At 72.0% G+C, this 12,368-nt stretch carries 8 protein-coding genes and 1 pseudogene; 6 read left to right on the top strand and 3 right to left on the bottom strand.

Annotation, left to right across the window (positions count from 1 at the left end; all coding sequences use genetic code 11):
- The first annotated feature begins 107 nt into the window (after positions 1-107).
- The 3 genes from KKZ08_RS02915 to KKZ08_RS02905 all read left to right on the top strand — a co-directional run bounded on the left by KKZ08_RS02915 (position 108) and on the right by KKZ08_RS02905 (position 2,970).
- The gene (locus KKZ08_RS02915; RefSeq protein ID WP_223772923.1) at positions 108-530 is read left to right on the top strand and encodes a YjbQ family protein; all 423 of its coding nucleotides are present in this window, start codon (positions 108-110) and stop codon (positions 528-530) included.
- A gap of 111 nt (positions 531-641) precedes the next feature.
- Positions 642-1,199 carry a PadR family transcriptional regulator gene (locus tag KKZ08_RS02910; protein ID WP_223772922.1) on the top strand — a complete coding sequence of 186 codons (558 nt, stop codon included), beginning with the start codon at positions 642-644 and terminating at the stop codon, positions 1,197-1,199.
- 43 nt (positions 1,200-1,242) lie between these two features.
- Positions 1,243-2,970 (top strand): acyl-CoA dehydrogenase family protein, encoded by a 1,728-nt coding sequence (locus KKZ08_RS02905; protein ID WP_223772921.1) that lies wholly within the window; start codon positions 1,243-1,245, stop codon positions 2,968-2,970.
- Positions 2,971-2,994: 24 nt separating this feature from the next.
- Here KKZ08_RS02905 and KKZ08_RS02900 read toward each other — a convergent pair whose 3' ends face one another.
- Positions 2,995-3,411 carry a Fur family transcriptional regulator gene (locus tag KKZ08_RS02900; protein WP_223772920.1) on the bottom strand — a complete coding sequence of 139 codons (417 nt, stop codon included), beginning with the start codon at positions 3,409-3,411 and terminating at the stop codon, positions 2,995-2,997.
- Positions 3,412-3,757: 346 nt separating this feature from the next.
- On the opposite strand from KKZ08_RS02900, the gene katG reads away from it, so the two are divergent.
- Positions 3,758-5,989, top strand: a complete 2,232-nt coding sequence (katG, locus tag KKZ08_RS02895; RefSeq protein ID WP_223772919.1) for a catalase/peroxidase HPI — start codon at positions 3,758-3,760, stop codon at positions 5,987-5,989.
- A 111-nt stretch (positions 5,990-6,100) separates the two neighbouring features.
- On the opposite strand, the pseudogene KKZ08_RS02890 reads toward katG, so the two are convergent.
- Positions 6,101-6,613 (bottom strand): annotated as a pseudogene (locus KKZ08_RS02890) (VWA-like domain-containing protein); the annotation flags it as partial.
- A gap of 130 nt (positions 6,614-6,743) precedes the next feature.
- Between KKZ08_RS02890 and KKZ08_RS02885 the strand changes: the two are divergent.
- Entirely contained in the window at positions 6,744-8,108 is a 1,365-nt protein-coding gene (locus KKZ08_RS02885) for an FAD-dependent oxidoreductase (protein ID WP_223772918.1), read from the top strand.
- An 18-nt stretch (positions 8,109-8,126) separates the two neighbouring features.
- Here the strand turns inward: KKZ08_RS02885 and KKZ08_RS02880 are convergent, their stop codons facing one another.
- Positions 8,127-8,753 carry a histidine phosphatase family protein gene (locus KKZ08_RS02880; protein ID WP_223772917.1) on the bottom strand — a complete coding sequence of 209 codons (627 nt, stop codon included), beginning with the start codon at positions 8,751-8,753 and terminating at the stop codon, positions 8,127-8,129.
- A 207-nt stretch (positions 8,754-8,960) separates the two neighbouring features.
- Here KKZ08_RS02880 and KKZ08_RS02875 point away from each other — a divergent pair, with 207 nt between their 5' ends.
- Complete coding sequence (locus KKZ08_RS02875; RefSeq protein WP_223772916.1) at positions 8,961-12,086, top strand: BTAD domain-containing putative transcriptional regulator; 3,126 nt, start codon at positions 8,961-8,963, stop codon at positions 12,084-12,086.
- The last annotated feature ends 282 nt before the right edge of the window (positions 12,087-12,368 follow it).

The following is a 12,368-nucleotide window of genomic DNA, read 5'->3' as shown; positions in this document are numbered from 1 at the left end:
AACATGCCGCAGAACGTAGCGAGATCGCGTACGCAGGGTCAATGGCGTCTCGAAAGCCGGACGCCCCGTATCACTCGCTGGGCGGCGGGATGAGAGAGGATGGGGGTATGTCCGATGCGTTCACCACCCGAGTCCTGCGGGTCGCCACCGGTTCGAGCGAGCGGGTCCTCGACCTCACCCGTGACTGCGAGGCCTTCCTCCGCGAGGTCGCGGCCGGCCGCGACGGCCTCCTCAACGTCTTCGTCCCGCACGCCACGGCGGGCATCGCCATCCTGGAGACGGGGGCGGGCAGCGACGACGACCTCCTCGCCGCGCTGCACACCCTGCTCCCCGCCGACGACCGCTGGCAGCACCGGCACGGCAGCCCCGGCCACGGCCGCGACCACGTCCTGCCCGCCCTCGTCCCGCCGCACGCCACGCTGCCGGTGGTGGGCGGCAGCCTGGAACTCGGCACATGGCAGTCGGTGTGCCTGGTCGACACGAACGTCGACAATCCCGACCGGCAGGTCCGCCTGAGTTTCCTCGGCTGAGCGAGCCCGCGGACGCGGCGGTTCCGCGGGAGCGGGGACCGAGGGGTGAGGCGCGTCTCACCGAGCCGGCGGCTCTTGTCTATGCAACGAATTGCATAGAAAGATCTGCGCATGGCGCTAGAGCACGCGATCCTCGTCTCGCTGCTGGAGAAGCCGGGCTCCGGCTATGAGCTGGCCCGGCGGTTCGAGCGGTCCATCGGGTACTTCTGGACCGCCACCCACCAGCAGATCTACCGCGTCCTCAAGCGCATGGAGGGCGACGGCTGGATCGACGCCCGTGAGGTGGCGCAGCAGGCGCGGCCGGACAAGAAGGAGTACTCCGTCACCGCCCAGGGGCGGTCCGTCCTGTCCGCGTGGCTGCACGAACCCATCGCGCCCGAGAGCGTCCGGCACGAGCTCGCCGTGAAGATCCGCGGTGCCGCCTTCGACGACCCGGTCGCGCTGATCCGCGAGGTCGAGCGGCACCGCCAGGAGCACGCCGACCGGCTCGCCCGCTACCTCGCGGGGGAGCGGCGCGACTTCACCGGCCCCGAGGCTCCCACGCCACCGGACGCCGCGCAGGAGCTCCAGCATGTCGTGCTGCGCGGCGGCATCGCGTACGAACGCATGACGCTCGCCTGGCTCGACGACGTGATCGACACCCTCCACCGGCTCGGCCCCCAGGGCTGAGCCGCACCCGTACCTCGACTCCCTCAGGAATAGGCGAACCCCCATGGCCGACGCGCTGCTGTTCAACCCCCGCACCTACGACCCGACGCACTTCGACCCGGAGACCCGCAGGCTGCTGCGCGCCACCGTCGACTGGTTCGAGGCCCGCGGCAAGCGCAAGCTGATCGAGGACTACCGCTCCCGCGTCTGGCTGGCGGACTTCCTGGAGTTCGCCGCCAAGGAGGGGCTCTTCGCGACCTTCCTCACTCCCGCCTCGGCCGCCGAGGACGGCTCCGACAAGCGCTGGGACACCGCCCGGATCGCCGCCCTCAACGAGATCTTCGGCTTCTACGGGCTCGACTACTGGTACGCCTGGCAGGTCACCATCCTGGGTCTCGGCCCGGTGTGGCAGAGCGACAACGCGGCGGCGCGTGAACGGGCGGCCGAACTGCTCGCCCAGGGCGAGGTGTTCGCCTTCGGTCTGTCGGAGAAGGCCCATGGTGCCGACATCTACTCGACCGACATGCTCCTTGAGCCGGACAGTGACGGTGCCGGCGGCTTCCGGGCCACCGGCTCCAAGTACTACATCGGCAACGGCAACGCCGCCGGGCTCGTCTCCGTCTTCGGCCGCCGCACCGACGTGGAGGGACCCGACGGGTACGTCTTCTTCGCCGCCGACAGCCGCCACGAGGCGTACCACCTGGTCAAGAATGTCGTCGACTCCTCGAAGTACGTGAGCGAGTTCCGCCTGGAGGACTATCCGGTCGGCCCTGAGGACGTCCTGCACACCGGCCGCGCCGCCTTCGACGCCGCCCTGAACACGGTCAACGTAGGCAAGTTCAACCTCTGCACCGCCTCGATCGGCATCTGCGAGCACGCGATGTACGAGGCCGTGACCCACGCCCACCACCGCATCCTCTACGGGCGCCCCGTCACCGCCTTCCCGCACGTGCGCCGCGAGCTGACCGACGCGTACGTCCGTCTCGTCGGCATGAAGCTGTTCAGCGACCGCGCCGTCGACTACTTCCGCTCCGCCGGGCCCGACGACCGCCGCTACCTCCTCTTCAACCCGATGACGAAGATGAAGGTGACCACGGAGGGCGAGAAGGTCATCGACCTGACGTGGGACGTCATCGCCGCCAAGGGCTTCGAGAAGGACAACTACTTCGCCCAGGCCGCGATCGAGATCCGGGGGCTGCCCAAGCTGGAGGGCACGGTCCACGTCAACCTCGCGCTGATCCTGAAGTTCATGCGCAACCACCTGCTCGACCCGGCTGAGTACGCCCCCGTGCCGACCCGTCTCGACGCGGCCGACGACGCGTTCCTCTTCCGGCAGGGACCGGCCCGCGGGCTCGGCTCCGTGCGCTTCCACGACTGGCGCGCCGCCTACGCCGCGTACGCCTCGGTGGCGAACGTGGCCCGCTTCCGGGAGCAGGCGGACGCGCTGTGCGAGTTCGTCACGACCGCCGCCCCCGACGAGGAGCAGAGCCGGGACCTGGACCTCCTCCTCGCCGTCGGTCAGCTGTTCGCGCTGGTCGTGCACGGCCAGCTCATCCTGGAGCAGGCGCGTCTGACCGGGCTCGACGAGGACGTCCTCGACGAACTGTTCGCCGTCCTCGTGCGCGACTTCTCCGCGCACGCCGTCGAACTGCACGGCAAGGATTCCGCCACCGAGGAGCAGCAGCGCTGGGCCCTGGGTGCGGTGCGCCGCCCGGTCGTCGACGAGGCCAGGTCGGCGCGAGTGTGGGAGACCGTCGAGTCGCTGGCCGGGGCGTACGAGATGGCGCCGTAACGGTAACCGGGGTGCGCCCGCGCTTCAGGCGCGGGCGCAGTCCGGGCAGTGGCCCCGGTACGTCACCTCGACGTCGGAGACGGTGAAGCCGAACCTCTCCGAATCCGGCAGCGCGCTCAGCGGATCGCCGGTGGGGTGGACGTCCCGGATCGCGCCGCAGTCCGAGCAGATCAGATGCTGGTGGGGGCGGTGGGCGTTCGGGTCGTAGCGCTTGGCGCGGCCGTCCGTGGCCACCTCAAGGACCTCGCCCAGCGAGACCAGTTCGCCGAGGGTGTTGTAGACCGTGGCCCGGGAGATCTCCGGCAGCCGGTCGGTGGCACGCGCGAGCACCTCGTCGGCGGTGAGATGGACATGGTCGCCGTTGAGCACCTCCGCGACCACCCGGCGCTGAGCGGTCAGCCGCCAGCCGCGCCCCCGCAGCCGTTCCAGCAGGTCACTCATTGCCACCAGCCTTAGTGTGCGTCGTCCGACAACTGACTTCTCATGGGCTTGTCTGCCGTATTGACTTGGACTTGGTCCATCGTAGGATCGGTTCCGGCCGTAGCCAAGGGACAGGGCAACAGCAGGGAAAAGTACGTGACTTCAGGAGCCGGGTCCGTTCGCCGCGGAGCCGGGTACCCCGCTCACGGGCGATCCATGCGGCGAGCAGCCCGCCCCGTCCCGATGACCTGCGACCACCGAGGCTTCCGTGCCGGCGGAGCCGAGGTCAGCCATGGGCCTGTGCTGCGGCGGTGCGACCGTCAGCAGTTCCCGAGCATTGTGATCCGCCCCGTCCGGAAGGATTCCCGTGACCGAGAACCACGACGCGATCGTCACCGACCCGAAGCCCGAGGAGGTGACCGGCTGCCCCGTCGCGCACAACCGCGCCCCGCACCCGACCCAGGGCGGCGGAAACCGCCAGTGGTGGCCGGAGCGGCTCAACCTGAAGATCCTCGCCAAGAACCCCGCCGTGGCCAACCCGCTCGGTGAGGAGTTCGACTACGCCGAGGCGTTCAAGTCCCTCGACCTGCCGGCCGTCAAGCGGGACATCGCGGAGGTCCTCACGACCTCGCAGGACTGGTGGCCCGCCGACTTCGGCCACTACGGCCCGTTCATGATCCGCATGGCCTGGCACAGCGCGGGCACCTACCGGATCAGCGACGGCCGCGGCGGCGCGGGCGCCGGTCAGCAGCGCTTCGCGCCCCTCAACAGCTGGCCGGACAACGCGAGCCTCGACAAGGCCCGCCGCCTGCTGTGGCCGGTCAAGAAGAAGTACGGCCAGAGCATCTCGTGGGCCGACCTCATGATCCTCACCGGCAACGTCGCCCTGGAGTCCATGGGCTTCAAGACCTTCGGCTTCGCCGGTGGCCGCGCGGACGTCTGGGAGCCCGACGAGGACGTCTACTGGGGCCCCGAGACCACCTGGCTCGGCGACGAGCGCTACACCGGCGACCGCGAGCTGGAGAACCCCCTCGGCGCCGTCCAGATGGGCCTCATCTACGTCAACCCCGAGGGCCCCAACGGCAACCCGGACCCGCTCGCCGCGGCCCGCGACATCCGCGAGACGTTCCGCCGCATGGCCATGAACGACGAGGAGACCGTCGCCCTGATCGCGGGCGGCCACACCTTCGGCAAGACCCACGGCGCGGGCCCGGCCGACCACGTGGGGCCCGACCCGGAGGCCGCCCCGATCGAGCAGCAGGGCCTCGGCTGGAAGAACACGTACGGCACCGGCAAGGGCGCCGACACGATCACCAGCGGCCTTGAGGGCATCTGGACGAACACCCCGATCACCTGGGACAACAGCTTCTTCGAGATCCTGTTCGGTTACGAGTGGGAGCTCTTCAAGAGCCCGGCGGGCGCGCACCAGTGGCGGCCGAAGGACGGCGCGGGTGCCGGCACCGTCCCCGACGCCCACGACGGGTCGAAGACGCACGCCCCGACGATGCTCACGACGGACCTGTCGCTGCGCTTCGACCCGGCCTACGAGCAGATCTCGCGCCGCTTCCTCGCCAACCCCGATGAGTTCGCGGACGCCTTCGCCCGCGCCTGGTTCAAGCTCACCCACCGCGACATGGGCCCGGTCGCCCGCTACCTCGGCCCCGAGGTCCCGCAGGAGACGCTGGTGTGGCAGGACCCGCTGCCCGCCCGCACCCACGAACTCGTCGACGCGGCGGACGTCGCCGCCCTCAAGGCCCAGATCCTCGCCTCGGACCTGTCGGTGTCCCAGCTGGTGTCGACCGCGTGGGCCGCGGCCTCGTCCTTCCGGGGCAGCGACAAGCGCGGCGGTGCCAACGGCGCCCGCATCCGCCTGGAGCCGCAGAGCGGGTGGGAGGTCAACCAGCCCGACCAGCTGGCCACGGTGCTGCGCACCCTGGAGGGCATCAAGGCCACCTTCGACGCCGCGCAGAGCGGCGGCAAGCGGATCTCGCTCGCCGACCTGATCGTGCTCGCCGGTACCGCCGGCGTCGAGCAGGCCGCCAAGGACGCGGGCTTCGACGTCGAGGTGCCCTTCACGCCGGGACGCGTGGACGCCACGCAGGAGCAGACGGACGTGGAGTCGTTCGCCGCGCTGGAGCCGAGCGCCGACGGGTTCCGCAACTACCTCGGCAAGGGCAACCGCCTCCCCGCCGAGTACCTGCTGCTCGACAAGGCGAACCTGCTCACCCTGAGCGCCCCCGAGCTGACGGTCCTCGTCGGTGGCCTGCGCGTCCTCGGCGCGAATTACCAGGGGTCACAGCACGGCGTGTTCACCGCCACGCCCGGGACGCTGACGAACGACTTCTTCGTCAACCTCCTCGACCTCGGTACGGAGTGGAAGTCGACGTCCGAGGCCCAGGACACGTTCGAGGGCCGCGACGTCGCCACGGGCGAGGTGAAGTGGACCGCCACCCGTGCCGACCTCGTCTTCGGCTCGAACTCCGAGCTGCGGGCGGTCGCGGAGGTGTACGCGAGCGATGACGCGCGGGAGAAGTTCGTGAAGGACTTCGTCGCGGCCTGGGACAAGGTCATGAACCTCGACCGGTTCGACCTGGTCTGATCCTGTCTCTGCTGTTCCCCTCTGCTCTTCCTCTCCGCTCTTCCTCTCCGCTCTTCCTCGGTGACGATGTCCGGGGCGGCCGCCCGGCCGCCCCGGACATCGTCGTCACCTTCACCCGATCTCGACCACCCGCGCCCACTCGGGCGGCGCATCCGGCACGTGGTCGGGGTCGTCCTCGTCCCACGCGTCGTCCGCCCCCGGCCGGGGGAACAGGCCCACCACCGTCCGGCACGGCGGCCGGCTGTTCGGCCACGGCGTCTGCCCGTCCGTCAGGACCACGACGACATCGGGGCCCGGACGGGCCCCGAGCGCCTTGGCGAAGCCCGTACGGAGATCGGTCCCCCCACCGCCCACCAGCGGGATCCCCTCGCCCCGGCACAGCGGGTGCACGATCCGCGCCGCCGCGTCGCACGACACCACCGTCACCAGGTCGCGACGGCCGCCCACGGCACGGCCGATCGCGGCGACTTCCAGGAGCGCGCTGCCCAGTTCGGCGTCGCTGACCGAGCCCGACGTGTCGACGACCACGCAGACCCGCGGCGGCCTGCGCCGCAGGCTCGGCAGCACGACGCCGGGCACCCCGGCCGAGCGCCGAGCCGGCCGGCCGTACGTATAGTCCTCGCCCTGCACCGGCATGGGATGCTCATAAGGCCGCCTTATGGGGTCATAAATTCGACCCGGCTACTTACTTAGGTTTGCCTTAGTTTAGGCTTCCCCGCGAGTACCCCCATCACCGCTCGAAGGGAACCTGAACATGCCTCGCCCTCTGCGGGTAGCCATTGTCGGAGCCGGCCCGGCCGGGATCTACGCTGCCGACGCGCTGCTGAAGTCCGCGGTGGCCGTCGAACCCGGTGTGTCGATCGACCTCTTCGAGCGGATGCCGGCCCCCTTCGGCCTGATCCGTTACGGCGTGGCCCCCGACCACCCGCGGATCAAGGGCATCATCACGGCCCTGCACCAGGTGCTCGACAAGCCCCAGATCCGCCTCTTCGGCAACGTCGACTACCCGGGTGACATCAGCCTGGACGACCTGCGGACCTTCTACGACGCGGTGATCTTCTCCACCGGCGCGACCGCCGACCGCGCCCTGGACATACCCGGCATCGACCTCGACGGTTCCCACGGCGCCGCCGACTTCGTCTCCTGGTACGACGGCCACCCGGACGTGCCCCGGACCTGGCCGCTGGAGGCGGAGAAGGTCGCCGTCCTCGGCGTCGGCAACGTCGCGCTCGACGTGGCCCGCATCCTCGCCAAGACCGCCGACGAACTGCTGCCCACCGAGATCCCGGCGAACGTGTACGAGGGCCTGAAGGCCAACAAGGCGCTGGAGGTCCACGTCTTCGGCCGCCGCGGCCCCGCCCAGGCGAAGTTCAGCCCGATGGAGCTGCGGGAACTGGACCACTCCCCGAACATCGAGGTCATCGTCGACCCCGAGGACATCGACTACGACGACGGTTCGATCGCCACGCGGCGCGGCAACAAGCAGGCCGACATGGTCGCCAAGACCCTGGAGAACTGGGCCATCCGCGACGTCGGCGACCGGCCGCACAAGCTGTTCCTGCACTTCTTCGAGTCGCCCGTCGAGATCCTCGGCGAGGACGGCAAGGTCGTCGGCCTGCGCACCGAGCGCACCGCCCTGGACGGCACCGGCAACGTCAAGGGCACCGGCGAGTTCAAGGACTGGGACCTCGGCGCCGTCTACCGCGCCGTGGGCTACCTCTCCGACGAACTGCCCAAGCTGCCCTGGGACGTCGCCTCGGGCACGGTCCCCGACCAGGCGGGCCGGGTCATCCAGGAGACCGGCGAGCACCTGCCGTCGACGTACGTCACCGGCTGGATCCGGCGCGGTCCCGTGGGCCTCATCGGCCACACCAAGGGCGACGCCAACGAGACGGTCGCGAGCCTGATCGACGACCACGAGAACGGCCGTCTGCTCACTCCCGAGGCGCCCGCCCCGGAAGCCGTGGACGCCTTCCTCGCCGAGCGGAACATCCGCTTCACCACGTGGGACGGCTGGTACCGCCTCGACGCCGCGGAGAAGGCGCTCGGCGAGCCCCAGGGCCGCGAGCGCGTGAAGATCGTCGAGCGCGAGGACATGCTGGACGCGAGCGGCGCCTGACCTGCCCGGCCCGGGTCGTCAGCCGAGGTGACGTGTGTCGCCGAGGCTGACGACCTGCCGGTTGTGGAAGAAGTCGTCCTCGCGCAGCACCGTGATGCTCCCGCTGGGCGCCCGGAAACTGACCGAGCCCACCGTCTCGTACGGCATCTTGATCCAGGCCGCCACGACGAACGTCAGGGCGAAGCCGTGCGTCACGACGATCTGGTGCGCGCACGGGCGGCGCAGCAGCCCCTCCATGACGTCGTAGACGCGCCGCGCGCACTCGCCCCTGGTCTCCGCACCCGCCACGCCCTCGTGGTGGCCCATCCGGTCCCCGGCCGCCGGCGGCGGGACGAACCGCCGGTCCAGCCACTCCTGCGGGCGGCCCTCCGCCTCGCCGTAGGACTTCTCGCGCAGTCCGCGTTCCACGACCACCGGCACGCCGAAGGGCTCGGCCGCCGCGTGTGCCGTCCGCCGGGCACGGCGCAGATCCGAGGAGACCACCTCCACCTCCTCGCCCTCGGGGATCTGCTTCCGCAACGCCCCGGCGATCGAGGCCGCCGCGCTCAGCCCGGCCGCCGTGAGGTCCGAGTCGTGCCAGCCGCCCACCACGCGCTCGACATGGTGGGTCGCCTCCGGGTGGGCGATGACGTACAAGCTGCGCATCGGTTCCCGCCATTCCTGTAGGCCTCCACTCTGCTTCATGCATGCGGCGCGCATGGCTGATTCCCACTGCTCAGCGGAGAGTTGGAGCCGCGCGGACGTACCATGACCAGTTGATCGGGGACAGGGGGCAGGGGACAGGGAAAGGGAACCGGGGAACAGAGAACGGCGAGCGGGGGCGGTGCGGGGCAAGGACCCATGGAGACGGGCGTGGACACGGACATGCACTTCCGCTTGCTCGGACCGGTCGAGGCGTGGCGCGAGGGCAGACGCCTGGCCCTCGGCGGCCCCAAGCCCCGGGCGCTGCTCGCGGCGCTGCTCCTGGAACCCGGCCGGGTGGTCTCCGCCGACGCCCTGATCGACGCGATCTGGGGCGACAGACCGCCCGACACGGCCCGGTCCCTGATCCAGTCGTACGTGTCGGCGTTGCGTCGCGCGCTGTCACCCGACGTCATCGAGACACAGCCGCCCGGCTATCTGATCCACGCGGACGCCGACGTCGTCGACCGTGCCGCGTTCGAGCGGCTCACGGCGCAGGGCCGGCAGGCGGCGGCCGCGGGCGATCACGCTGGTGCCGCCCGGCTCCTGAGCGAGGCCCTCGCTCTGTGGCGCGGCCCCGCGCTCGGCGGGATCGGCGAGACCTTGCGGGCCATGGCCGACCAGCTGGAGGAGGCCCGGCAGGCGGCCCTTGAGGAGCGGATCGCCGCCGACCTCGCCCAGGCGGGCCGCGAGACGGAACTGGTCGCCGAACTCACCGCCCTCGTCGCCACCCACCCCACGCGAGAGCGCCTGCGCGGTCAACTGATGCTCGCCCTCTACCGGTTGGGCCGCCAGGCCGACGCCCTCGCGGTCTACGCGGAGGGCCGCGACGTACTCGCCGAGGAGCTGGGCATCGACCCCGGCCCGGGGCTGCGGGCCATGCACGAGGCGATCCTGCGGGGCGACGAGGAGCTGCTGCCCACCCCCCGGAGCGCGCCGGCCGCCGGTGACGCGCCAGCGGCCGCCGGTGAACGCCCGCGCGCCCACGACGTCGGCCCGGCGCTTGCCTCGCCCGCCCCCGCCCTCCTGCCGCCCGCCATCGGCGACTTCACCGGACGCGAGGCGCAGCTGAGCGAGATCAGGGCCGCTCTGACCGATACAGGTACGGGGGCGGGTACGGGGGCGCGCGAGGCCATGCCCGTCGTCGCCGTGACGGGACCCGGCGGCGTCGGCAAGTCCGTCCTCGGCGTCACCGCCGCGCACCGGGTCGCCGACGCCTACCCCGACGGGCAGCTCTACGCCGAACTGCGCGGCGCCACCGACCCCGTGGCCCCCGGTGAGGTCCTCGGCCGCCTGCTGCGCGCCCTCGGCGCCGACCCGCCCGAGGGCGACGCCGAGCGCAGGGACCTCTTCCGCAGCCTGGTGGCGGGGCGCCGGGTCCTGCTCGTGCTCGACGACGCGGGCAGCGAGTCGCAGGTCCGCCCGCTGCTGCCCGGCAGCGCCACCTGCGGTGTGCTGATCACCGCGCGCCCCCGCCTCGCCGCCCTGCCCTGCACGCACCGCACCGACCTCGACGTGCTCGACACGGAGCGCGGCGCCGACCTGCTCGCCCGGGTCGCCGGTGAGCGGCGCGTACGCGACGAGCCGGACGCCGTCCGCCGCATCGTCGAGCTGTGCGGCGGGCTCCCGCTGGCGCTGCGCATCGCCGGGGCCCGCCTCGCGACGCGCAGGCACTGGACGGCACGCACACTCGCCGAACGGCTCGCCGACGAACGCCACCGCCTGGACGAACTCGCCGTCGGCGACCTGGAGGTCCGCGCCGGACTCAGCCTGAGCTACCAGGCCCTGGACGCCCCCGCCCGCACCGCCCTGCGCCGCCTCGGCCTGCTCGCCGCGCCCGACGTCGCCTCCTGGGTGGTCGCGGCCCTGCTCGACGTGAGCGAGACCGAGGCCGAACGCGTCGTGGAGCAGCTGATCGACGCCCAACTCCTGCACTGCACCGTCGTCGACCGTGCCGGACAGCCCCGGTACCGACCGCACGACCTCGTCCAGGTGTACGCGGCCGAACGCGCCGAGGCCGAGGACAGCCCCGCCGAGCGTTCCGCCGCCGTCGGCAGGGCCCTCGGCGCCGGGCTCTGGCTCACCGGCCGCGTCGCGTCCGCCACGCCGTCCGGCGCGGTCGAACTGCACCGCGGCTTCCTGGACTCGGGCGGCCCGGTCAGCGCGGCTTCCGACGCCATGCGCCGGCTCGTGAGGCCCGTCGGGCCCGAGGCCACCCGGCGGGCGCTCGCCGACCCCTCCGCCTGGTTCGAGGCCGAGGCCGACGCGTTCGCCGCCGCCGTCGAGCGGGCCGCCGCCTACGACCTGCACACCCTGGCCTGCGAGGCCGCGGCCGCCCTGTGCTCGTCCGCGTACGCCGTCGGCAACCGCTTCGAGGCCTGGTGGCGCAGCCATGACGCCGCCCTGGCCGCCGCCCGCCGCGCCGAGGACCACTCCGGCGAGGCCCTGCTGCTCATCGGCCTCGGTCAACTCCGCTACGAACAGGACCGGTTCGCCGAGTCGCAGGAATACTTCCGCCAGGCGGCCGGGCTCTGCGCCGAGCTCGGTGACGCGCGCGGCCGGGCCGCCGCCCTCGCCGGACTCGGCAGCGCCCTGCGCGAAGCGGGCCGCCTGCGCGCCGCGCTCGACGTGCTCATCCAGGCGGTCGAAGGCTTCCGTGGGCTCCACGACGACCCGGGGCTCGGGCTCTCCTGCCGCTTCGCGGGCACCGTCCACCTCGAACTGGGCGAGCACCGGGAGGCGTTCGACCTCCTCGACGAATCCCTGCGCGCCTACCGCAGGCTCGGCAGCCGCCGCGGCGAAGCCCTCACGGTGCGCTCCCTCAGCCTCGTGCACCGCGCTCTCGGGGCGTACGAGGAGGCGGAGAGGCTCGCGGACGAAGCGGTGGGTCTGCTGCGCGTCATCGGCGACCCGCTCATGTCGGCGTACGCGGTGCAGGCGCGCGCCAAGTGCCGCTTCCGGCTGGGCCGTTGCGAGGAGGCGGCGGCCGATCTGCGGGACGTCCTCGACACCTGCCGCTCCCACCACGACCGCTTCGGCGAGGCCCTCGCCTTGCGCACCCTCGGCGAGTGCGAACTGGCCGTGGGCCGCCCCGGCACCGCCGAGAAGCACCTGACCGCGGCAGCCGCCTTCTGGGCCGCCCTCGAACTGCCGCTGCCCCGCGCCCGCACCCTGCGCGACCTCGCCGCGGCGCGCGAGGCCGCGGGCGACCGGGAACAGGCCCTCGCGCTGCGCGCCGAGGCACGGGAGGTCTTCACCGCGTACGAGGCACGGGAGCGGGACGAACCGGGCATCTGACGCCCGCCACCGTGGCTGCGGAACACTTGTCGCGGTTTTGCAGAGAACTTGCAGCGCCCCGCGCCATGCTCTACCTGTCGGCGGCACCAAGGGGCCGGCAGCAACGGGGGACCCAACGGGGGAAAGGCCACTGTTGCCTCGCACGGCCCATACGACCGCGACAGTCGGCCGTGTGGGCCGTTGCCGCGTGGAGCCACGGGGAACGACATGGGGCCACTGCACAAGGGGGAGTCCGGGGGCGGGTGGGAGCCCGCCCCGGCGCTGTGCCCGTCACTCCTGGCA

The organism is Streptomyces sp. 135 (assembly GCF_020026305.1).
Taxonomy (GTDB): domain Bacteria; phylum Actinomycetota; class Actinomycetes; order Streptomycetales; family Streptomycetaceae; genus Streptomyces.
The sequence above is the reverse complement of the archived record's forward strand: the minus strand, read 5'-3'. Positions and strand labels throughout refer to the sequence as shown.

Excerpts from the sequence above, each read along its gene's own strand:
- KKZ08_RS02915 (WP_223772923.1), top strand. The coding sequence starts at position 108 with ATGTCCGATGCGTTCACCACCCGAGTCCTGCGGGTCGCCACCGGTTCG.
- KKZ08_RS02910 (WP_223772922.1), top strand. The coding sequence starts at position 642 with ATGGCGCTAGAGCACGCGATCCTCGTCTCGCTGCTGGAGAAGCCGGGC.
- KKZ08_RS02905 (WP_223772921.1), top strand. The coding sequence starts at position 1,243 with ATGGCCGACGCGCTGCTGTTCAACCCCCGCACCTACGACCCGACGCAC.
- KKZ08_RS02900 (WP_223772920.1), bottom strand. The coding sequence starts at position 3,411 with ATGAGTGACCTGCTGGAACGGCTGCGGGGGCGCGGCTGGCGGCTGACC.
- KKZ08_RS02885 (WP_223772918.1), top strand. The coding sequence starts at position 6,744 with ATGCCTCGCCCTCTGCGGGTAGCCATTGTCGGAGCCGGCCCGGCCGGG.
- KKZ08_RS02880 (WP_223772917.1), bottom strand. The coding sequence starts at position 8,753 with ATGCGCAGCTTGTACGTCATCGCCCACCCGGAGGCGACCCACCATGTC.